The sequence below is a fragment of the Tardiphaga sp. 862_B3_N4_1 genome, assembly GCF_051811085.1.
GTDB lineage: Bacteria > Pseudomonadota > Alphaproteobacteria > Rhizobiales > Xanthobacteraceae > Tardiphaga > Tardiphaga robiniae.
In genome coordinates, this window is the sequence record NZ_JBPWQB010000001.1 from 2373198 (window position 1) to 2395255 (window position 22058).

Annotated in this window: 23 protein-coding genes; 8 read left to right on the plus strand and 15 right to left on the minus strand. The window is 62.5% G+C overall.

The features are described from left to right. Positions 1-71: 71 nt before the first annotated feature. Positions 72-1505 carry a molecular chaperone gene (locus tag AB8B02_RS11200; RefSeq protein WP_439063934.1) on the minus strand — a complete coding sequence of 478 codons (1434 nt, stop codon included), beginning with the start codon at positions 1503-1505 and terminating at the stop codon, positions 72-74. Between the two features lie 224 nt (positions 1506-1729). Here AB8B02_RS11200 and AB8B02_RS11205 point away from each other — a divergent pair, with 224 nt between their 5' ends. Both AB8B02_RS11205 and AB8B02_RS11210 read left to right on the plus strand, forming a co-directional pair. Then, a complete protein-coding gene (locus AB8B02_RS11205; RefSeq protein ID WP_175368944.1) occupies positions 1730-2269 on the plus strand; it encodes a hypothetical protein in 540 nt (179 codons plus the stop codon). Between the two features lie 135 nt (positions 2270-2404). After that, the gene (locus tag AB8B02_RS11210) at positions 2405-2641 is read left to right on the plus strand and encodes a hypothetical protein (protein WP_068736536.1); all 237 of its coding nucleotides are present in this window, start codon (positions 2405-2407) and stop codon (positions 2639-2641) included. A gap of 21 nt (positions 2642-2662) precedes the next feature. On the opposite strand, the gene AB8B02_RS11215 is transcribed toward AB8B02_RS11210, so the two are convergent. Next, positions 2663-3256 carry a DedA family protein gene (locus tag AB8B02_RS11215; RefSeq protein ID WP_175368943.1) on the minus strand — a complete coding sequence of 198 codons (594 nt, stop codon included), beginning with the start codon at positions 3254-3256 and terminating at the stop codon, positions 2663-2665. 192 nt (positions 3257-3448) lie between these two features. Here AB8B02_RS11215 and AB8B02_RS11220 point away from each other — a divergent pair, with 192 nt between their 5' ends. Further along, entirely contained in the window at positions 3449-3739 is a 291-nt protein-coding gene (locus AB8B02_RS11220; RefSeq protein WP_175368942.1) for a hypothetical protein, read from the plus strand. A gap of 3 nt (positions 3740-3742) precedes the next feature. On the opposite strand, the gene AB8B02_RS11225 is transcribed toward AB8B02_RS11220, so the two are convergent. Further along, complete coding sequence (locus AB8B02_RS11225; protein ID WP_068736902.1) at positions 3743-4003, minus strand: hypothetical protein; 261 nt, start codon at positions 4001-4003, stop codon at positions 3743-3745. A gap of 156 nt (positions 4004-4159) precedes the next feature. Between AB8B02_RS11225 and AB8B02_RS11230 the strand changes: the two genes are divergently transcribed. Continuing rightward, positions 4160-5185 carry a PrsW family glutamic-type intramembrane protease gene (locus AB8B02_RS11230; RefSeq protein WP_315842261.1) on the plus strand — a complete coding sequence of 342 codons (1026 nt, stop codon included), beginning with the start codon at positions 4160-4162 and terminating at the stop codon, positions 5183-5185. Positions 5186-5308: 123 nt separating this feature from the next. Continuing rightward, the gene (locus tag AB8B02_RS11235; protein WP_089264182.1) at positions 5309-5884 is read left to right on the plus strand and encodes an HdeD family acid-resistance protein; all 576 of its coding nucleotides are present in this window, start codon (positions 5309-5311) and stop codon (positions 5882-5884) included. A gap of 23 nt (positions 5885-5907) precedes the next feature. Here AB8B02_RS11235 and AB8B02_RS11240 read toward each other — a convergent pair whose 3' ends face one another. From AB8B02_RS11240 to epmA, 3 genes are read right to left on the minus strand one after another with little or no spacing between them, the layout of a single operon-like run. After that, a complete protein-coding gene (locus AB8B02_RS11240) occupies positions 5908-6186 on the minus strand; it encodes a hypothetical protein (RefSeq protein ID WP_081422013.1) in 279 nt (92 codons plus the stop codon). Between the two features lie 40 nt (positions 6187-6226). Further along, positions 6227-7327 (minus strand): lysine-2,3-aminomutase-like protein, encoded by a 1101-nt coding sequence (locus AB8B02_RS11245; RefSeq protein WP_439063935.1) that lies wholly within the window; start codon positions 7325-7327, stop codon positions 6227-6229. Beyond that, positions 7324-8376: an EF-P lysine aminoacylase EpmA gene (gene epmA, locus AB8B02_RS11250; protein ID WP_439063936.1), complete on the minus strand. Its 1053-nt coding sequence runs from the start codon at positions 8374-8376 to the stop codon at positions 7324-7326. Before epmA ends, AB8B02_RS11245 begins: the two co-directional genes overlap by 4 nt. 138 nt (positions 8377-8514) lie before the next feature. Here epmA and efp point away from each other — a divergent pair, with 138 nt between their 5' ends. Both efp and AB8B02_RS11260 read left to right on the plus strand, forming a co-directional pair. Then, on the plus strand, positions 8515-9081 hold the full coding sequence (gene efp / locus AB8B02_RS11255) for an elongation factor P (protein WP_068736546.1): 567 nt from the start codon (positions 8515-8517) through the stop codon (positions 9079-9081). A 168-nt stretch (positions 9082-9249) separates the two neighbouring features. Beyond that, positions 9250-10479, plus strand: a complete 1230-nt coding sequence (locus AB8B02_RS11260) for a lytic murein transglycosylase (RefSeq protein ID WP_439063937.1) — start codon at positions 9250-9252, stop codon at positions 10477-10479. 9 nt (positions 10480-10488) lie between these two features. Here the strand turns inward: AB8B02_RS11260 and AB8B02_RS11265 are convergent, their stop codons facing one another. The 3 genes from AB8B02_RS11265 to AB8B02_RS11275 are packed head-to-tail and all read right to left on the minus strand — an operon-like array spanning position 10489 to position 14247. After that, positions 10489-11877 (minus strand): class II fumarate hydratase, encoded by a 1389-nt coding sequence (locus AB8B02_RS11265; protein WP_439063938.1) that lies wholly within the window; start codon positions 11875-11877, stop codon positions 10489-10491. A gap of 9 nt (positions 11878-11886) precedes the next feature. Then, positions 11887-12873, minus strand: coding sequence for a tripartite tricarboxylate transporter substrate-binding protein (locus AB8B02_RS11270; protein WP_439064626.1), 987 nt, complete (start codon positions 12871-12873; stop codon positions 11887-11889). Between the two features lie 24 nt (positions 12874-12897). After that, entirely contained in the window at positions 12898-14247 is a 1350-nt protein-coding gene (locus AB8B02_RS11275) for a class-II fumarase/aspartase family protein (RefSeq protein WP_439063939.1), read from the minus strand. A 135-nt stretch (positions 14248-14382) separates the two neighbouring features. On the opposite strand from AB8B02_RS11275, the gene AB8B02_RS11280 reads away from it, so the two are divergent. Then, entirely contained in the window at positions 14383-15132 is a 750-nt protein-coding gene (locus tag AB8B02_RS11280) for a GntR family transcriptional regulator (RefSeq protein ID WP_439063940.1), read from the plus strand. Between the two features lie 44 nt (positions 15133-15176). On the opposite strand, the gene recJ is transcribed toward AB8B02_RS11280, so the two are convergent. The 6 genes from recJ to AB8B02_RS11310 form a co-directional block, all read right to left on the minus strand. Continuing rightward, positions 15177-17015, minus strand: a complete 1839-nt coding sequence (recJ, locus tag AB8B02_RS11285) for a single-stranded-DNA-specific exonuclease RecJ (protein WP_439063941.1) — start codon at positions 17013-17015, stop codon at positions 15177-15179. Positions 17016-17062: 47 nt separating this feature from the next. Then, the gene (locus AB8B02_RS11290; protein WP_439063942.1) at positions 17063-17782 is read right to left on the minus strand and encodes a haloacid dehalogenase type II; all 720 of its coding nucleotides are present in this window, start codon (positions 17780-17782) and stop codon (positions 17063-17065) included. Positions 17783-17861: 79 nt separating this feature from the next. Beyond that, positions 17862-18314: a GNAT family N-acetyltransferase gene (locus AB8B02_RS11295; protein ID WP_439063943.1), complete on the minus strand. Its 453-nt coding sequence runs from the start codon at positions 18312-18314 to the stop codon at positions 17862-17864. Between the two features lie 10 nt (positions 18315-18324). Next, on the minus strand, positions 18325-19323 hold the full coding sequence (glpX, locus tag AB8B02_RS11300) for a class II fructose-bisphosphatase (protein WP_439063944.1): 999 nt from the start codon (positions 19321-19323) through the stop codon (positions 18325-18327). Positions 19324-19397: 74 nt separating this feature from the next. Continuing rightward, complete coding sequence (locus AB8B02_RS11305; protein WP_439063945.1) at positions 19398-20720, minus strand: homoserine dehydrogenase; 1323 nt, start codon at positions 20718-20720, stop codon at positions 19398-19400. A 76-nt stretch (positions 20721-20796) separates the two neighbouring features. Next, a complete protein-coding gene (locus tag AB8B02_RS11310) occupies positions 20797-22017 on the minus strand; it encodes an LL-diaminopimelate aminotransferase (RefSeq protein WP_093758443.1) in 1221 nt (406 codons plus the stop codon). Positions 22018-22058 lie beyond the last annotated feature (41 nt).

Below are 22058 nucleotides of genomic sequence, written 5' to 3' on the forward strand. Positions count from 1 at the left end.
GCAATGCGCCGCTCGAACTATCGCTGCACGCGTAAAGTAGTCCGCGAGGGAAAAATCCGTCAAACACCGCTTTAGATGCTGAATGCCCCGTAGGTGGGACTGGTCAGAGCGCGGTTAGCTCGATCACTATTCGTTGCTTCGGCGGGGCCCAACGCGATCATCTGCAGATACTTTAGCTTAAGCACCAGTCCGTGCCCAACTCCATATTGCGGCTTACCGCTCGAATGCCCCATCAGTTCGTCCGTCAGTTCGTCCGGGCATTCTAGCGCACGCAGCCGATCCTTGAAGCTGTGACGGAACGAATAGACCGAATGGCGCGGCGACGGCTTCATGCCATGCTTCTTCATGTGCTTATTCACCGCCGCCGAAAAACTGTCCTCGTTGTCAAAGTAGCGCCCGAAGCCCTTCGGAAAGCGCCGCATCGCTTCGAGAGCAATGCCGACCAGCGGAATGTCCCGCTCCGACGATTCCGTTTTCAGTACGCGGCCGTCGGGCACTACCCGGATATAGGGGATATTAGCATCGAGCACGATATTCGCCGGCAGCAGGTTCAACACCTCGCAGGGTCGCGCGCCGGTATTGATCAGGATGTGCACTGCGGCCGTCGCCTGGTCGTTCAGCGCGTCGAAGCCGCCCGGCCGCAGGATCGTGTTGACGATGAACGCCGTCTCGAACGGCTTGCGTTGCCCGCGCTCACCCCCGCTGAGACGCAGGCCAGCGAACAGGCTCTCCTTGTCCAGGCGATGCCGCTGGCTGACGGTTCGAACCATGCGCTGAATATGAGTGATGTTCTTGTTTGCGGTGCCGATGGCAACTTGACGCTTCACGGCGCGGGCCTGCCAGTAATCGCGATACTTGAGAGCATCGTCGCGGGTCATTTCTTGCAGGGCCTTATCGGTCACCACCTCGATCAGGATCTCGATGGCGCGCTCTTTGCCGGCCTTCCATTTCTTGAGCTGCTTCGGTGAATAGTTCATCCGCTCGGTTGCCGTGGCCGCCTCGAATTCGGCGAACAGGGTCGAAAGCTTGATAAGCGGCTCAGTGACACCACCGAGCACGGCCGCGCGCGTCGCGGGATCATGCAGCCGGTCGCCCTCGGCCAGGGTTTCGATGCGTCGCTTCAGCTCGGCCGGCGCTTCCAATGCCACGGCCGCAGCGGGGCGATATGAAAGGTCGAGGATCCGCGCCCGCCGAATCGCTTCGGCGTGGTCCGTAGCCGCTCTGCCAGCTTCACCGGCGGCGCACTTCTGCCAGTAGGCTTCGAGGTCCAGATTCATCCGATCGGCGATCAGGGAGGCCCGCCGTCCATGCCTGTCTCGAGCAATGCGCACCTTTGTGGAAAGCTTCACGATGCCGCGTTTGTCACAACTTGAAAACTCTTCCGGCACCCGGCGCACGAAGTGCCAAGTCCCATTGCGCTTAGTTAGATGCTCGCCCATCCCTGCCCCATGTTGGACGTTTTGTTGGACGTTTTTGTCGACGAAGACCCAAAAAATGTCAAACAATTCGCGCTTTTATTCGTTAATTCAAGATGTTATGCACAACCTCGCTGGCACTGCTAGGGAGCGCCATTCGCGCACTGCCCTGGGTTAGGCCACGTTATTGCCACCCGAGCCTTATTTTCGTTGAACTTGGCCGCGAACCTCCCGAAATTCACGCGTTCTGGATGGTTTTGTCGCGGATTGGAACGATCACACGCCATAGGACTTCGAGCTTCATGGTCGAAATCATGCCGAGCGCTTCCCAGCACAGTTACGCGTCCGAACCCGGTCACACCTGGCGCATTAGCCAGCAGCCGATCATGGTTGCGGCTGCGGCCCTGTTTCTGGTCGTGATCGGCATCGGCGGCATATTCACGTGGCGCAGCTACAGCGGCGCAACGCCGGAGCCGGAGCGGCTCACCGCATCACGCCTGCAACAGGCCCGTGTGGCGCAAGCGTCCGAACAGCTGATCGAAAAGACCAAGGGCATCGAGGCCACGCAGCAGCAGTCGATCGATCAGCTTCAGGTCGTGCAGGATCAGTTGCAGACCATGCAGCGTCTGATGACAGCGCAGCAGAACGAAGCGCGCAAGCTCAACGAACAGGTCGGCGCTCTCACCTCCACGCTCGACACTCTCCGGCAGTCTTTTGCCAGCACCTCGGCAACTGACGACAAGCCTGCCGCGCGTGAGCAGCCGCGCCGCTCACGCTCCCGCGCCGCGGCAAGCAAGGGCCGTCAGAAGATGAAGATCATTGTGCAGCGCAAGCGCCCCGGGGCGCGCGGCTAAGCCATCCCGCGCGATTGCTCCCGAGCACACGTGAACTGCTTGTACTCTCCACAGCACCGCGCCTAGTCTGTCTGGCCGAACGCAATCTGCACTGCTCAAGGTGCAAGATCATGCGATACCGGCAGGGAGCGAGACATGAAGCATGACGGCGGCGATCACCTTCACGCGCACGACAGCGCGATGACCGAGAAATACGGCAGCACCACACTGGCAACACTCCGCAAGATCTACGGCAAGTTTTTCGCAGCCGGGCATCCCGACACGCTCACGCTCAGCGAAGTGCTGCCGAAGCTCAACGACACGTCGCTCAGTCAGCTCCGCCGCGATCACGACACCGGGCATCTCAAGAAGAAGATCTCGAAGGCCGCGTGATGCGAGACGTTGGCGCTGGGGCTACAACGCCTTGCGCAGCAACATCACGGTCAGCACGATCACGACGACCGGTGCTCCGAATGTCACCGGGAGCAACCATGGACTGTCGGCGTCGATGAGTGTGCCGGGGATGACGCCGATCAAGGCGTGATCGACGATCCAGACCATTGCTGACACGATACTGGCAATTTCGAACTTCAGACGCGGCATGCCGGTAATGCCCGCGACGCTGGTGACCAGCGCGCGCGCCGGCCCGATATGATAACCGACCATGATCGCCGCGATGCCGTAGCGCTCGAATAGCCCACGCACCCGCGCCACCAGTTGCTGACGCGATTGGAGCATCCGCATCTCCAGCAGCCTCGGCCCGCACCGTTTGCCGAGCTCATAGGACACGCTCATGCCGAGCACCGCACCGCCGATGGCCCAAAGGACGAAAGTCCAGGACACCACGCCGGCGCCGATCAGCACCCCCGTCGCCGTCACGATGGCCGCAGCCGGAACGACGAAACTGGAGCCGACCAGACATCCGAAGAAGGCGATGACGAAACCGAGCGGTCCAGCCAAATCGGCTTGCGCCGCGATCAGCGCCGAGATTTTCTGAATAATGTCCATCAGGATGGGATTCCGACCGGCACGCTGTGTTCAGGCTGTGTTTCGTCCATCATCAGAAATGAAACAAAACCGCGGTCGAAGAAACCGTTTCCTCGCCTCCGCGCAAACCGCCTGAAGCGAACGCCCTCTATCAAATCGCTCCAACGACGCGCCGATCGGCGCACGGATGGACACAAGATCGAGGGACACACGATGACATTCACCACCGCGAAGCTCGCCGCCGCCACCGTTCTTGCATTCGGCATGCTGACCACCGTCTGCCACGCCTACAGCGCCGAACAGGAACAGCTTTGCACGGGCGATGCGATGCGACTGTGCAGTTCGGAAATCCCGGATGTCGATCGCGTCACGGCTTGCATGATCCGCAACAAGTCTCAGCTAAGCGATGGCTGCAAGTCGGTCTTTGCGCCTGCCTCAGCCTATCAGCCGGCATCGCTACGGACCACGAAGCCGGTCAATCTGGTGCCGGCCCGGATTCGCTGACGCCTAGCGCCGGCGCGCCACGGCGACGCCGAGCAGAAAAGCAACCAGCAGCGACCCCAGCGGCGCTTCACGCGCCACATTGGCCAGGATGCTCAAGGGCATGCCTGGCTTCTTGCCGGACTCGATGGCACCGCCGATGCGGTGCGCGGTCTCGGTCACCGCCTCTTTCACATCCGTGATCGTTTCTGTGATTGTCGACCTGGCCTCAGGCACGGGCTCGACGCCTTCGTAGATGTAGGGGGGTGTCTTTGCGTCGTCGGCCATGGTCATTTCCCGTGCAGTATGAGCTGTGTCAGCCCAATCGACCGAACACTGATTGGTTCCGGCCCTGGCCCGGGCCCGCTCGCTTCTCTTTTGTCGCAGGCGGCTCCCGCAAGAGTCACTCTTTCCGGTCTGCCCGGCCGTCTATAATTAAGTTCCATGAACCTGCTCGAATCGCTCCCCACCGTGATCGGTATCGCCGCCGTGGCACCAGCTCTGCTGTTGCTGTGGCTGGTGATTGCTGCCGATGAACGGCCGGGACCGCCCGGGCTGGTCTGGGCGTCATTCCTGCTGGGCGCCGCCAGCATCTCCCTGCTCGGCTATGCCCGCGCGCTGTTCGCAGCAATTCCGGGTCTTACGGACAACCCGACCCTGGCCATGGTGCTCCACGCCGTGTTTGGTGTCGCCGCGCCGGAGGAGATCGTGAAGATCTTCGTCATCATCGCGGTGTCCACCCAGCGCGCCCGGACGGCCGATCCAATGGACACGGTGGTTTATGGCGCCGCCGCCGGCCTCGGCTTCGCCGCCTACGAGAATCTCGTCTATCTCCTGCAATATCCCGAGATGTGGCGGACGCTCGCGGTGCTGCGCAGCGTACTGACCGTACCATTTCACGGCGCGCTCGGCGTCATCGCCGGCGCTTACATCGCCATCACCCGCTCCGGCCGTGCGCTCGGCGCCCATCGCCGCGATGGGTGGGCCTTCATTCGCACGCCCATGCTCATTGTTCTCGCGCCAGTGACGCTGCATGCCTGTTTTGATCTCCCTCTGCTGACGCTGCAGCGACATCCGGAGATCGTCGGCGTGATGCGCCGCGTGCTCGAGGCCGCTGGCGTGGTGATTGGCTTCGGCACCATTGCGCTGGCGGCGCGGCTGGTCCGGCGGATCGGCGCGCATCATGCGCCACATACCGAGGTGTCACGCGAGCGGCTCAGCCAGTTGCGCGGCATGTGGGCACTGCTGGTTGCCGGCGGCGGCGCGGGCTTTGCCGGCACAGCCTTTTTGCTGACCTCGATTCATCACTGGTTTACGAACCCTGCGCGCAACGTCACCATGGTGCTGATCCCGCTCGGTCTGGCATCGATCGCCATCGGCGCCGTGCTGCTGGTGCTGACGACGACGGCCTATATTCTCGGTCGCAACCGCATGCGCACGGCCGCGCCGGCCATGACCATGCAGTCGTAACGTTCAAGACCTCGCGCGACATTCGAGTTATTCCCGATCAACCAACTTGCACGCTTCCGCGTGTGAGCGGATAAATGCGAGGCACGGCCAGCACGCTGCCGGCCAGATCAGGACATCGCCGCCATGACCATGCCGCCCAACCTCGCCGAGCTGCAATCGAAGATGAGCGACGCCGTGCGCGCGCACTGGAAGGCATTTCTGATCGAGGGCATCGTGCTGGTGATCCTCGGCTTCGCCGCGATGATCGTGCCGCAGGTGGCCAGCATCGCCGTCACCGTCATGCTGGGCTGGATGTTCTTCATCTCGGGCGTCGCCGCGCTGCTGATGACCTTCTGGGCGCGTCAGACGCCGGGCTTCATCTGGTCGCTGATTTCAGCAATCCTTGGCATCGGCGCCGGCATCATTCTACTTACGCGCCCGGCCGAAAGCACGCTAACACTGACATTCGTGGTTGGCGTCTATTTCCTCGCCGAGGGCGTAGCGACCATCATGTACGCGCTCCAGCATCGCAAGGAGCTGTCCGAGCGCTGGAGCTGGATGGCCTTCTCCGGTCTGATGGATATCGTGATCGCCTTCATCATCATCTCGGGCCTGCCCGGCACGGCAGCCTGGGCCATCGGCTTGATGGTCGGCATCAATCTGGTGATCGGCGGCGCTTCGCTGATTGGCTTGGCGATGGCCGCCCGCAAGAAGGCCTGACCCCGCCAACTGTCTGCAGGGGCTCAGCAGCCCTTGCAGATATTCTTGATCATACGATCAAGTTCGCGATCCTGCGCGTCGATGCGGGATGGATCGTTCTTGCCGGTCTCCGGCGGCAAATCGCCCGGGCGCGGCTGGCGATGGCCGACGGGAGCCTCTGGCAGAGCACCGCCGCTGTTGGTCTGTGTGGTCGGCTGCGAGCGCAGGCCCTTGGGTGGCAGGTTGCGGGACGAATCCTGCGCCAGAGCCAGCGAATGGCCGAGAACGAACAGGCCTGCCGTCATCACGAACAATGTTTTCATTTTTTGTCTCCGACACCAGGTGGCGCGTGTAAGCCGATCGCTACGGCTTCGGTGGATAGATATGAACGTCGCCGCAGTAATCCACCACACGATAGACCGATTCCGCAGAAGCTTCACCGTCAGGCTTGAGGCTGATTGAAGAATTCTCAGACAAATATTCGGGACCGATCGGCGCCTTGCCATAACCGCCGGGAATATCGAGCACATAATCCGGCTGGCACAATCCGGAAACATTGCCTCGAATGGCGCGCATTAAGGCCTGTCCCTCCGCGATGCTGGTGCGCAAATGTGCGGTGCCAGGCGCGAGGTCGCCATGATGCAGATAATAGGGCTTGATGCGGCATTCGACGAAGCCGCGCATCAATGCCGTCAGCGTCGCCGCATTGTCATTGACGCCGCGCAGCAATACCGACTGGCTCACCATGGGAATGCCGGCATCAACCATCAGCGCGCAGGCCGCACGTGCAGCATCCGTCAGCTCGCGCGGATGATTGGCATGCAGCGCCACCCATGTGCTGGCACCCGTGACTTTCAACGCATCCACCATCTCCGCGCTCACGCGGCCGGGATCAGCCACGGGGACCCGCGTATGCAATCGAATGATCTTTACATGCGGGATATCAGCGAGATCCGCCATGATCTCGCTCAATCGCCGCGGCGACAGCATGAGGGGATCGCCGCCGGTGAGGATTACCTCCCAGATCTCGTCATGGCTGCGGATATAATCCAGTGCGGCTGAATAGGCGTCGGGTGACAGCGCGGTCTCCTTGCCCGGCCCCACCATCTCGCGGCGGAAACAGAACCGGCAATACACCGCGCAGACATGTACCAGCTTGAACAGCACGCGGTCGGGATAGCGATGCACGATGCCATCGATTGGCGCGTGGGCGTGATCACCGATCGGATCAGCGTTCTCTTCGGGCTGCGCGTTCAGTTCATCCACCCTCGGAATATACTGGCGCGCGATCGGATCGTCGGGATCGCTGCTGTCGATCAGTGCGGCTACGGCCGGCGTCACCGCGACTGCATAACGCGCGGCGACTTTCTCCAGATCGGCCAGCGTCGAGGCTGGCGCGAGACCGTTTTCAATGAGGTCGCTGGCTTGCCGTAGGGTCGTCGCAACTTTCACGTGACGGTTCATGACACACCTGCCGGCGGCGTCCACACCACCTGATCGATCCGCGTCGCGCCCGACGCCAGCATCACCAGCCGGTCGAAGCCGAGCGCAACACCAGATGCAGGCGGCATCGCTGCGACGGCCTCAAGAAACTCCTCATCGAGCGGATAGCGCTCGCCATAGCGACGCTCCTTTTCATCCATGGCTTCCGTGAAGCGGCGGCGCTGTTCGTCAGCGTCGGTCAGCTCGCCAAAACCGTTGGCGAGTTCGACACCGCACGCATAGACCTCAAAGCGTTCGGCGACATCAGGCTCGCCTTGCTTCGTGCGCGCCAATGCGGCCTCCGGCGCCGGATATTCGAACAGCACAGTCATCCGTTCCTGCCCGAGATGCGGCTCGACATACTCGACCAGAATCTTGCTGAAAATATCCGACCAGGTATCGTCATCGCTGATCCGCACCTTGCCAGTCGCAGCAGCCGCCAGCTTAGCGCGATCACCCTCGGCGCCATCGATGCTCGCAAGCAGATCGATATCCGCAAAACGCGTGAACGCCGCTGCCACGGTCAACATCTCCGGCTCGGCAAACGGATCGGCAACCTGACCGCGAAACGTGAACTGCTTGATGCCTGTCGCCTGCGCCGCGCATGCAATGATCGCCACGCAATCGGCGATCACAGCCTCATAGCTCTCCTCGGCACGGTACCATTCGAGCATCGTGAATTCAGGCAGGTGCTTGTCGCCGCGCTCGCGGTCGCGAAACACCCGGGCGAATTCGAAGATTTTCGTCTCCCCTGCCGCCAGCAGCTTCTTGCAGGCGAATTCCGGCGATGTCCGCAGATACCGCGAGAACCGCTCGCCGTCGCGGTCGATCAATGTTGTCTTTGGCGCATGCAGATGGGTCTCATTGCCCGGTGAGACCTGCAGGACGCCAGTCTCGACCTCCAGGAAGCCCTGAGCCTCAAACCACGTCCGGATACCCTTCGTGATCGCTCCCCGCGCCAGCAGGAAGCCCCGGCGGTCCTGATGTCGCGCCGGGCTCCACCAGGGCGACGGACGGTCGGTTCCAGTCATCGGCAAACGGCCCTTTTGGGTTGCAAAACGCTGGCATCGCCGCGTGAAATCAGTATGTTGCCCCCCGAAACCGCTTCGCTGGCCACAGGACACACACGTCCGGATCGGTCCCGGGCCTGAAATCTAGGAAACATATCTGTGAAAGTCATCGCCAGTTCTATTCGCAAGGGCAACGTCATCGAGCAGGAAGGCAAGCTCTACGTGGTTCTGTCCGCGGAGAACATCCACCCCGGCAAGGGAACCCCGGTCAGCCAGATCGAAATGCGCCGAATCAGCGACGGTGTGAAGATCTCGGAGCGCTACAAGACCACTGACCAGGTGGAAAAGGCGACGATTGAAGACCAGAACTTCAATTACCTCTACAAGGATGCCGACGGCTTCCATTTCATGAACAACGACAATTACGACCAGGTTCAGGTGCAGAAGGACGTCATCGGCGATGCCGAGCCCTATCTGCAGGAGAACATGACCGTAAAGCTGTCGCTGCACGGCCTCGTTCCGGTGGCGATCCAGATGCCGCAGCGCGCGACCCTCGAAGTCGTCGATACCGAGCCGGTGACCAAGGGCCAGACCGCGTCGTCGTCCTACAAGCCTGCCATGCTGTCCAACGGCGTCCGCACCAACGTGCCGCCGCATGTTGGTACCGGCACACGCATCGTGGTGCTGATCGAGGACGGCTCGTACATCGAGCGCGCCAAGGACTAAAGGATCCCGGCTGTCGCAAGACTGCCGCAAGTTTTTCGCAAGACCGCCGGACGCCCGAAAATGGCATCCGGCGGTCTTTTTTATACATGATATCAATCCGTTGATTGCGTTGACGCGCCGCGACGCATTGCCCCTGCCATGGCGCAAATCATGCGGCTACAGTGGGGCATGACCGCACGCGATTCCCTGATCGACCGACGCAGCCTGCTCCGCTCCGCCCTCGGTGCCGGCGCGCTGCTGGCCATGCCCGGGACCGCCTTTGCGGCCCCCGCGGGCTTCGACGCGTGGCGCGACGGCTTTCGTGCAAAGGCAACTGCCAAAGGTGTCTCCGACGCCACCTATACCCGCGTGATGGGCCGCATCGAGCCGGACATGTCCGTGTTCACCAAGATGCAGAAGCAGCCGGAATTTCACGAGCAGCTCTGGCAATACATCAACCGCCGCGCCTCCGACTGGCGCATCGCCGCCGGCAAGGATGCGCTGCGCAAGAACGAAGCCGTGTTCGACCGCATCGAGCGTGACTTCGGCGTCGAGCGCGGCACGCTGCTGGCGCTGTGGGGCGTCGAGTCCGCCTATGGCGATCCCATCGTGCAGCAGAACCATATGCGCCCGGTGTTTCCGTCGCTGGCCGCACTGGCGTGGAACGAGCCGCGCCGCCGCGCCTATTGGGAAACCGAACTCATCAACGCGCTGAAGATCGTCGATAAGGGATGGGGCACGCCCGACGAGATGCGCGGCTCCTGGGCCGGTGCAATGGGCCACACGCAATGGATGCCGGAAGTCTGGCTCAATGTCGGCATCGACTATGACCGCGACGGCCGCGTCTCGCCGTTCGGCAAGCCTGACGATGCGCTGGGCTCAAGCGCACGCTTCCTTGTCAATCGCGGCAAATATCCGCGCGGCGAACACTGGGGCTATGAAGTCCGCGCCAATGGCGCCGGCTCATCGGATAGCAATCGCAGTTTTGCAGCATGGTCCGCAGCCGGCGTTACGCGCGCCGATGGACAGCCGTTCCCGCAGGCCACTGCAAATGCCAAGCTCTGGGTGCCTGTGCAGGGCGGTCCGGCCTTCCTGCTCGGCCAGGGCTTCTACGCCGTGCGCAGCTATAACCCGTCGATGAATTATGCGCTGGCGATCTGCCATCTCGGCGATCGCATTCTCGGCGCGCCGCCTTTCATCCAGCCGTTCCCCGGCTCGGAACGCGCGCTCACACTCGCCGAAGTGCAGGAAGTACAAACTCGCCTCACCCGCGCCGGCTTCGACACCGGCGGCACCGATGGCCGCGTCGGCAACGACACGATGAAAGCGGTGAAGGACTATCAAACGAAGATGGGTCTGCTGCCGGCGGATGGCTATGGCGGGCTGAAGGTGCTCGCGCGGTTGCGGCAAGGCGGCTGAGCCGTTCCGTCAAATGCCCGCCATCCGCTGCGGATCGACGTAACGATCGTAGTCTTCACCCGAGAGCAGTCCTAGCGCGATCGCTGCTTCGCGCGGTGTAATGGACTCGTCCAGCGCCTTGGCTGTGATGAGCGCGACCTTGTCGTAGCCGATCACCGGATTGAGCGCTGTCGCGAGCAGCGGCGCGTTGGCGACATTCGCGGCGAGCTGTCGCCGATCGACGTCGAGATCGCGGATCAATCGGGACGTAAAGACATCGATGCCATCGGCGAGGATGCGGATCGACTGCAGAACATTGTAGATGATCACCGGCTTGGCAACGTTGAGCTCGAAATTGCCGGATGCGCTGGCTGCGGTGACGACGGCGTTGTTACCCGTCACCTGAAAACACACCTGCGCAAGCATCTCAGCGATGGTGGGATTGCGTTTGCCTGGCATGATCGACGACGTCAGCCCGTCATGCGGGATGACAAGCTCACCGAACCCGCAGCGCGGACCCGAACCGAGGAAGCGCACGTCGTTCGCGATCTTCAGCAGCGTGACGGCAAGGCCATTGAGCGCGCCGGACACTTCGACAAGCGCGTCATGCGCGCCCATGCCTTCGAACTTGCTCGGGTTCGGGACGAACGTAACGCCGGTCAGTGCGTTCAGGTGCTCGCAAAAGGCGCTGTCGAATCCCTTTGGCGCATTGAGCCCCGAGCCGACGGCCGTGCCGCCCTGGGGCAGCATCAGCAGGCGCGGGAAGACGGCTTCGATGCGGTCGATCGCATGGCCGATCTGGCGGGCGAAGGCATCGAATGCCTGCCCCATGGTCATCGGCACGGCATCCATCAGATGCGTGCGTCCGATCTTCACGACGTCGGAGAACGCGTCCGCCTTGGCGCGAAGATCATCGCGTAGCGTCTTTAAGGCCGGGAGCAAGCGCCCGCGCAACTCCAGCGCCGTTGCCACATGCATCACGGTCGGAAAGCTGTCGTTCGATGACTGTGAGCAATTGACGTGATCGTTGGGATGAACGGGTGATTTGGTCCCAAGCGGCTGGCCCAGCAATTCATTGGCGCGGTTTGCGATCACCTCATTGGCGTTCATGTTGGTCTGGGTGCCGGAGCCAGTCTGCCAGATCGGCAACGGGAAATGATCGTCGAAACGGCCTCGCTGAAGTTCGAGTGCCGCTGCTTCGATCGGCGCTGCGATCTCCGGCGCGATCGTCCCGAGTTGCAGATTGGCGCGAACGGCCGCGATCTTCTGCAGGGCGAATGCACGGATCAGCGCGACCGGGAAACGCACATCGCTAACCTGGAAGACCTCAAGCGCGCGTTGGGTCTGCGCGGCCCAATAGCGATCCTTCGGCACCGCGATGGCACCGAAGGCGTCATGTTCCGTGCGAACGTCACTCACGAGTCTGGCTCACTGCGCGCCGACAACGCCCGCCGCCTTGATGATCGGCGTCCACTTGTCGATCTCGGATTTCAGATGCGCGGCCAGCGCATCGGGCGTCGCCCGTTCCGGCGCCACTGGCTGCACGCCGAGCCCGGCAAGCCGGCTCTTCACGGTCTCGTCCTTCAGCGCCACGTTCAGTGCGGCAACGAGTTTGTCGATGATCGGCTTGGGTGTGCCCTTCGGCGCGAACAGGCCGTACCAGACCGTGTAGGTGAAGCCCGGCAGACCGGCTTCGGCTGTCGTGGGCAGTTTTGGCAGCGCCGGCGCCTTCTCGGTGCTGGTGACGGCGTAGCCCTTGATCGTGCCGCCGTCGACATTGCCGACCACGTTGACGATCTGGTCGCACATGACATCGACCTGTCCGCTCATCATATCGTTCATCGCCGGACCAGCGCCGCGATAGGCGATCTGGGTCGGCTGCGTACCCGTCGCTGCATTGAGCAGCAGACCGCACAGATGCGACGCCGATCCGATGCCGGCATGCGCGTAGTTCACTTTCTCCTTGTTCGTCTTCATCCAGGCGATGAGCTCGGCGAGATTGGCTGCCGGGAGATCCTTGCGTGCCACGAACACCGACGGCAGATCGACAGCGAGACCGATCGGCTCATAGTCCTTGATCGGATCGTATTTGAGTTTTGGATACAGCGCCGGATTGGTCGCGTGGCTGATATGGATCAGCAGCAGATTGTAGCCGTCCGGCGACGAGGCCGCGACCTTGGCGCTGCCGATCGAGCCGCCGGCGCCGGTCGTGTTCTCGACGATGACCTGCTGCTTCAGCGGGCCGCTCATGCCCTGCGCCAGCAGCCGCGCGATCGTGTCGCCGGGACCGCCTGCCGAATACGGCATGTTCATGGTGATGGTGCGTGTCGGAAAGTCCTGGGCCGAGGCCGGAACGGCAAGGAGCGCACCGGCGAGCACGAATGCGGTCGTCAAAATGTTCTTCGTCATCGAAATTCCTCCCCTGTTGTGTTTGTTGTTTCAGCGTTTGCTCATGCTCAGCACGCGATCCACCATCGGACCGCACAGGCCGAGATAGTTGGCCGGATCGCAGTGGCGACGGATGGCGTCCTTGCCGCCAAGCGCTTCGGTGATTTCCGGCACTTCGGCGAGAATGTCGGCGAGCTGTCCGCCGCCTTCGATCGCCTTGCGGCAGGCGTCGTAGACCACATCATGCGCATGCTGGCGGCCGAGTTTCGGCGCCGCTGCCATCATCACCGCTTCGGCGACGATGAGACCGCGTGTCAGATCCAGATTCTCCAGCATGCGCTTCTCGTGAACCACGAGTCCGGCCAGCATGAATTTGGCATTTGCCAGCGACGAGGCGGTGAGCAGGAAGCTCTCCGGCAACGACACCCATTCGAGGTGCCACGGCCCCGTTGCACGTTCCAGGTCATGGATCATGCCGTCGAGCATGGTCGCGACGTGCTGGCGCACCGCCTTGGCAGCGGCGAGCATCAGTTCGCTGGAAATCGCGTTACGCTTTTGCGGCATCGTCGATGAGGCGCCGCGACCGGGCACGAAAGGCTCCGACACTTCGCCGAATTCCGACGATGACAACAGCATCACGTCGGTGGCGATCTTGCCGAGCGTACCGGTGATCAGACCGAGCAGCGTGACCGCTTCGGCGATGCCGTCGCGGGCGACATGCCAGGTGATCGAGGGCTGATGCAGGCCGAGCTCCTCGCAGAACAGTCTTTGCATCTCCAACCCGCCCTCGCCCACCGACGCGAGCGTCCCCGCGGCGCCGGAGAACTCGCCGAGCAGGATGCGTGGCAGTGCCTGATCGACGCGTTCGATGTGACGATCGATGGAAGAGAGCCAGACGGCGGCCTTGTAGCCGAAGGTGACCGGCAGCGCCTGCTGCAGATGGGTGCGCCCGGCCATCGGCGTGTCGCGATATTTGCGCGCCATCGCGACCAGGATGTCGCGGACCTCGCGTAGATCGCGTGCAACGATCTGCAGGGCCGCGCGGATCTGCAGGACGTTGGCGGTGTCCATGATGTCCTGAGTGGTCGCACCCCAATGGACATAGCGGCCCGCCTCTCCGGCGGCCTCGGATAGCTGATGAACAAGTGGCAGGATCGGGTAGCCGACGATTTCGGTCTCAGCGCGGAGCTTGTCGAAATCGATCCGGATCGATTTGGCGGCGGCCTCGATGGCCTGGGCGGCATCCTTCGGGACAACGCCCATGCGAGCCTGCGCACGGGCCAGCGCGACTTCGGCCTCGATGTAGCGGCCGACCAGGGCTTCGTCGGCGAAGACCGCCCGCATTTCCGCGGTGCCGAACATGTCCCGAAACAGGACCGAATCGAAAACCGTGCTGCCCATAACGCTTCCTCTTATTATGTTCGTACATATTAAATTGTCCGAACATAAACTACGTGTCAATCTCCTTCCTTGACGAGATGGTCGCCAATCAGGTTTCCATCTTGCGATCAGGGGCTTAGGAGTCGAGGGACGACGGTGGAAAAGCGTTACGCGTTCGTGGCCCGAGCACTTACCGAGGCCATTGCAGACGGCCGGCATCCCGTCGGGTCCGTACTGCCGACAGAATTCGAGCTGGCGGACCAGTTCGCCGTGAGCCGATCAACCGTGCGCGCGGCGATGCAGGAGCTGCAGGCGTCTGGTCTAGTGAGCCGCAAACGCAATGCCGGAACCCGCGTCGAAGCGGCCTCTCCGGCCAAGGGTGGCGATGGCTTTACGCAGGCACTCAATACGATCGAGGCGGTGCAGCAGTTCGGCACCGAGACAGAGCGCCACGTGCAGCGCGTCGCCGACATTGTCGCGGACAGCGAGTTGGCCAGCCAGCTTGGATGCCAGCCCGGCCGGCGCTGGTTGTGCATCTCAAGTCTGCGCACGATTCCGGGCGACGTCACACAGCCACCGATCTGCTGGACCGATGTCTATATCGACGGCGCCTTTGCCGACGAGGTGCGCGCGAAGATGAGCGGGCATCACGAAATCTTTGGCACGCTCGTCGAAAAGATCTCGGGACGACGGTTCGTCGAGATCCGTCAGGACATATCTGCTGTGGGCGTTTCGAAGACGATGGCGGAGCCTCTGAAGGCAGAAACCGGCGCGCATGCGCTGTCGATCCGGCGGCAATATCTGTTCGCGTCAAGCGAGCTGGCGGAAGTCTCGCTCAGCATTCATCCAGCGGACCGGTATCGATATTCGACCAGACTGCTGCGCCGACAAGACACAAATGGATGAGTGCGCCGGTCAAGCCGGGTGACGACAGGTTGAAAGCGGTGAGACTACCTGATCATCTTCGGCCCGGGATCCGGCGCCGCCACATCGATCACGCGCATCTGCACGCGTTCGGCACCCTGCCAGCGATCCACGGTGAGTGATCCCGCCACATGCACCGGCTGACCGCGCAGTTCCTGCAATGCATTGCCGAGCTTCTGTCCGACCGAACGAAACGCGATGCCGTTGACCATCGCGCCATCGCTCGCCTTGAAGCGTAGCCGCAGATGCGCCTGACCGACTTCGTCGACATAAGCGAGCTGATGCGCCGGCAGCGCGATCACCGGCTCGGGATTGGCCGCACCAAATGGTCCTGCACGATTGAGCGTATTCACCAGATCCGTCGTCACACCGCGCGCGGTGACGGCGCCGTCGATGAACAGTTCTTTCTCGTTGCGGGACTTGCCGACATCCGCAGCCAGCGCGCTTTCGATATAGGCGCGGAATTCGCCGAGCCGCTCCTTGCGTAGCGTGATGCCCGCGGCCATGGCGTGGCCGCCGCCTTTCATCAACAACCCGTCAGTGACCGCCTGTCGCACGGCCTTGCCGAGATCGACGCCGGAGATCGAACGGCCAGACCCCGTGCCGATACCGCCGGGCTCCAGCGCGATGGCAAAAGCGGGCCGCGAGAATTTTTCCTTCAGGCGCGAGGCGACGAGACCGACGACGCCGGGATGCCAGCCTTCACTGGCCGTAACGATCACGGAGCCTTTGTCCTCAAGCCCCAATGACGCCAGCGCCTCCGCTTCGGCCTGCGCTTCAGCGGCCTGCTCGATCACACGGCGCTCGATGTTCAGCCGATCGAGTTCGGCAGCGATCTTCGCGGCCTCGGAGATATCGCCTTCTAGCAGCAGCCGCACGCCCAAGTCTGCGCGACCAATGCGGCCGCCGGCATTGATGCGCGGTCCCAACATAAAACCGAGATGCCACGCTTCCGGCGGACCGTTCAAACGCGCCACATCCATCAATGCGGTATGCCCGACATGATCGCGGCGACGCAATGCGATGAGACCCTTGGCGACAAAGGCGCGGTTCAGGCCGATCAGCGGCGCGACGTCGGCCACAGTGCCCAGCGCCACATGATGCAACATGCCGAGCAGATCCGGCTCCGGCATCTCCGCGGTCCAGAAGCCGCGCTTGCGCAATTCGCGATTGACGGCGACCAGCGTGATCAGCACGAGGCCCACGGCGGCGAGATGACCGAGACCGGAAATATCGTCGAGCCGGTTCGGATTCACCACGGCATCGACGTCAGGCAATTCCTCGCCGGTCTGATGGTGATCGATGACGACCACGGACATGCCGAGCTTCTTGGCCTCGGCCAGAGGTTCGAAGCTCGTCGTGCCGCAATCGACAGTCACCAGCAGCGTGGCGCCCTTGCCGGCCAGCGTTTTGATGGCATCCACATTGGGGCCATAGCCTTCGAAGATGCGATCGGGAATGTGGATCTGCGGATCGAGCCCGCAATGGCGCAGATGCCAGGCCAGCAGCGCCGACGACGTCGCGCCATCGACGTCGTAGTCGCCGAAGATCGCCACCTTCTCCCGGCGCTGCGCGGCATCCGCGATGCGCTTTGCCGCCGCTTCCATCTGCGTGATGGTGAACGGGTCCGGCATCAGCTTGCGGATGGTGGGATCGAGAAAGTCCTCGACCGCATCGAGCTCGACGCCGCGCCCGGCCAGCAGCCGCGCCAGCATCTCCGGCAATTGATAACGCTGCACCATGGCCAGCGCCCGCGCCGCGCCGCGCTGGTCCACCCGGTCGCGCCAGATCCGCCCGGTGGCGGATTCGGTGACGCCGAGAAAGGCCTGCTGGGATTCGACGGGAATGATGGTCGGTGGCGTCATGGGATCAGCAATAGGCCGCGCAGCCGCTTTCGGCAAATCTCAGGCCGTCAGCAGCCCATCCGCTTCGCCAGATCATTGAAATCATCCGCTACCACGTCCCACGCGCCATCGGCCTTGAAATCGCGGTTCTGGTGCGGACCATATTCAGTGACGCGCGGCACGAAGGCGGTCTTGAGACCGAGCTTCTGCGCAGCGTCGAGATCGTTGTTATGCGCCGCAACCATCATGACTTCGGCAGGCTTCAGATTGAGCAGTGCGGCCGCGCCGAGATAGGCCTGCGGATCGGGCTTGTAGTGTTCGAACAGTTCCGCGCTCATGATCAGGTCCCATGGCAGGCCAGCGAATTTCGCCATGTTGGTCAGCAGCGCTACATTGCCGTTCGACAACGGGCTGATGACGTATTTGGTCTTCAGGCGCGTCAGACCGCTGACCGAGTCCACCCACGGATGCAGCCGGTGCCAGCCCAGTGTCATGTAATGCAGATCGTTGTCCGAGAGCCCGTTGATGCCGAATTTGGCGACCAGCACATCGAGCGACTGCCGATGCAGCGTATCGAGCTTGACGAAACCGCGCTCGGGATGATGACGCACCACGTCCATCGACGGCATGTAGGCCTGCCGCCAGGCGTCGACGAGCGCAGTCCAGTCCGCGGTCATGCCGCGCGCTTTGCCGAACGCGGTACAGTCAGCAATCAGGCTGGAACGCCAGTCAACCACGGTGCCGAACACGTCGAACACCAGAGCCTTGACGTTATCGGTCTCGCTCATGGTCTCATCCCCATTTTGTTTTCTTGGTTTTTAGTTCGATTAATCCGAGCGCATGTTGGCGCGCTCGGATTGCCTTTAGTTAGAGTATCTTCCGGTATTGCATAAATCCGGAATTGTCCGCGACCTGATCGTAGAGAATTCTGGCCTGCACATTCTCGTTCTGCGTCAGCCAGTGCACACGGCTGCAGCCGTCCGCCTTGGCCTTTGCGTAGACAGCTTCGATCAAAGCGCGACCGACGCCAAGTCCCCGCGCGCCGTTGTCGACGAACAGATCCTGCAGATAGCAGTAGTTGCCCGGCGTCCAGGATGAGCGGTGATACAGGAACTGCACGATGCCGGTGAGCTTGCCATCCACATAGGCGCCGAGCAGGAACATCTGCTCGTTTGCGTCATGGAAACGCTTCCACGCCGTGTCCGTCGCGACCTGTGGCAGCGTCGCCTTGTAAAAGGTCAGATAGCCCTGCCACAGCGGCTCCCAGGCGGCCCGTTCGTCGGGGCCAACCGGGCGGATCTCAACATTCGCCTTCGCCATGTGACCGAACTCAATCCAGGTGGAATTTTTCGAGCTGGCGATGCTCGCCCTTGATGATGCGCACGGTGCCTGTGACCGAACGCATCACGATGGTCTCGGTCTCGATGACGTCGCCGCGGAACTTGACGCCCGACAGCAATGCGCCGTCGGTGACGCCGGTGGCGGCAAACAGGCAGTCGCCCTTCGCCATGTCCTCGATGCCATAGATCATCTTCGGATCGGTGACGCCCATCTTCGCCGCACGCTCGCGCTTCTCGTCGGTATCGAGGATCAGGCGAGTCTGCATCTGGCCACCGATGCAGCGCAGTGCTGCAGCTGCCAGCACGCCTTCCGGTGCTCCGCCAATGCCGAGATAGATGTCGATGCCGGATTTGGCGGGATCGGTGGTGTGGATGACGCCGGCGACGTCGCCGTCCGGAATGAGACGCAGCGCCGCCCCGGTCGAGCGGATCGCTGCAATCAATGCTTCGTGCCGCGGCCGCTCAAGCACGAGGGCTGTGATCGCCGACACCGGTACGCCCTTGGCCTTGGCGAGGCGCTTGATGTTCTCTTCCGGCGATGCGTCGATGTCGATCACGTTCTTGGCGTAGCCCGGACCAATTGCGATCTTGTCCATATAGACGTCGGGCGCGTGCAGCAGCGTGCCGCCGTCGGCCATCGCCATGGTGGCGATCGAGCCCGGCATGTCCTTGGCGCACAGCGTCGTGCCTTCGAGCGGATCGACGGCAATATCGACCTTGGGGCCCGCATTGATGCCGACCTTTTCGCCGATATAGAGCATCGGCGCTTCGTCGCGCTCGCCCTCGCCGATCACGATGGTGCCATCGATCGGCATCTTGTTGAGTTCGCGGCGCATCGCATCGACCGCTGCCTGATCCGCCGCCTTTTCCTGCCCATGACCACGCAGCCGCGCAGCCGACACTGCCGCGCGCTCGGTCACGCGAACGATCTCCAGCGTCAGAATGCGCTCGAGCAGTTGCTGCGGTGGGACGGTAATATGGGTCGACATGGGCGGGCTCCTTCTACGGCGGGTCTGACGACCCCTAGGGATCGATGATCCCATACAACTCTCAACGCGTGGATTTAGTTCTTCTCGATCCGGATAACTTGCGGCTTGCCCGATATCACCTTGTCGCTCTGTACGGCCTGGAGGGCGCGGCGCATCGCGTCTTCAGCGGTCGCATAGGTGATCAGGATAACAGGCACAGGTGACGATTTCGTGCTCTTGCCGACCGGCTCGATGCCGCCATTCGGATGGCGCTGCACGATCGACTCCAGCGAGATCTTCTGCTCGGCCAGACGGGTCGCGATGCGCGCAGCTGTGCCGGCGAGATCGCGCGCCATCAGGCGGATATAATAACCACCTTCATGGCGCTCCATCGGCGCCTTGGTGGTGGTCTTGAGTTTCGCAACTGGTCGCCCGAACGGCAACGTGCGCACGTTACGTGCGACGTCGGCGATATCAGCGAGAACAGCAGACGCCGTCGCAGCGCCGCCAGCGCCCGGACCGACCAGCGTAATCGGCGCGATGCCGGCACCGTCGACGGTGACAGCGTTGGTGACGCCCATGACCTGCGCAATGGAGGACGACAGCGGCACCATGGTTGGATGCACGCGCTGTTCGATGCCGGTCGCGGTGCGCATGGCGACGCCCAGCAGCTTCACGCGATAGCCGAGTTCTGCAGCGGCGCGCAGATCTTCAGCCGCGATGGACGAAATGCCCTCGACCGAAACAGCGCTCTGCGCGACCTTGGTCCCGAATGCGAGGCTGGCGAGAATGGCCAGCTTCTGCGCGGTGTCGTGGCCATCGACGTCGAAGGACGGCTCGGCTTCGGCGTAGCCAAGCCGCTGCGCGTCTTTAAGGCATTCCTCGAAGGACAGGCCCTCCAGCTCCATCCGGGACAGGATGTAGTTGCAGGTGCCGTTGAGAATACCGTAGACGCGATTGATATCGGTGCCGGCGAGACCTTCGCGGATCGTCTTGATGATCGGAATGGCGCCCGCGACGGCGGCCTCATAATTCAGCGCGCCGCCGTGCTTCTCAGCCGATGCCGCGAGCTTCAGACCATGCTTGGCGATCAGTGCCTTGTTCGCGGTTACGACCGACTTGCCGGCGCCGAGCGCCGCCTCGATCGATGACAGAGCGGGATCACCGACACCGCCCATCAATTCGACGAAGCACTCGACATCCGGATGCTGAGCAACCGCCAGCGGATCCTTCATCCAGTCGATGCCGCGCAGATCGACGCCGCGCTTCTTGATCTTGGAGCGCGCGGTGACAGCAACCACCTTGACGCCACGACCGCAGCGCGCGGCCAAAATCGAGTTCTGCTGTTCGATGAGACGGACGACTTCGGCACCAACGGTGCCGAGTCCCGCGATACCCACTTTGAGGGGTGCGACCATTAAGCTTCAGACCTGTCGGAATTCTTGTTGAGCGATGACCGGTCCGAAAACCGGTTGCCGGCTTTCGGGATCACGCCTATCGCCGGTTGGCGAGAGGAACCACGTTGTGCAACGTTTCGAGACCGCTTTCAAGGAAGCGGCGAATGCCGCGGGCAGCCTGGCGAATACGTTGTTCGTTCTCGACCATCGCAATGCGGACATAGCCTTCGCCATGCTCGCCGAAGGCGACGCCGGGAGATACAACCACACCGGACTTTTCAACGAGAAGCGTTGCAAACTGCATGCTGCCGACCTCGCGGAATTTCTCCGGCAACGGCGCCCAGGCGAACATCGACGCCGAGGGCGGCGGAATGTCCCAGCCAGCGCGGCCGAAGGATTCCACCATCGCGTCGCGGCGCTTGCGATAGACATCACGCATCTCGCGAATGCAGTCGTCCGGACCGTTCAGCGCGGCAGTCGCCGCGACCTGCACGGGCGTAAACGCGCCGTAGTCGAGATAGGATTTCACCCGCGTCAGCGCGGCAATGATGCGCTCGTTGCCGACCGCAAAGCCCATGCGCCAGCCGGCCATCGAGAAGGTCTTCGACATCGAGGTGAACTCGACGGTGACGTCCATCGCGCCCGGTACCTGCAGCACTGAGGGCGGCGGGTTCTTGTCGTCGAAATAGACCTCCGCATAAGCGAGGTCCGAAAGAATGTAGATCTCGTGCTTCTTCGCGAAGGCCACGAGGTCCTTGTAGAAATCGAGGGTTGCCACCTGCGCCGTCGGGTTCGACGGATAGCAGACGATCAGCGCGATCGGTTTCGGGATCGAATGGATGATGGCGCGCTCGACGGCGGCGAAGAAGTCCGGCGTCGGCTCGGACGGCACCGAGCGGATCACGCCGCCAGCCATCAGGAAGCCGAAGGCATGAATCGGATAGCTTGGATTCGGGCACAGCACGACGTCGCCGGGCGCGGTGATCGCCTGGGCGACGTTCGCGAAGCCTTCCTTGGAGCCCAGCGTCGCCACCACCTGAGTGTCGGGATTGAGCTTCACGCCAAAGCGGCGCTCGTAATAGCCGGCCTGGGCCTTGCGGAGGCCGGTGATGCCCTTCGAGGCAGAATAGCGGTCGGTGCGCGGCTTGCCCAAGGTCTCCTTGAGCTTCTCGATCACATGCGGCGGGGTCGCCAGATCCGGATTGCCCATGCCGAGGTCGATGATATCGGCGCCAGCGTTCCGCGCGGCGGCCTTGGCCCGGTTGACCTGTTCGAACACATAGGGCGGCAGTCGGCGGATGCGGTAGAATTCTTCCATGGGATCGGGCTCCAAAACCGCTTCAGCGCGCGGTTGAATCG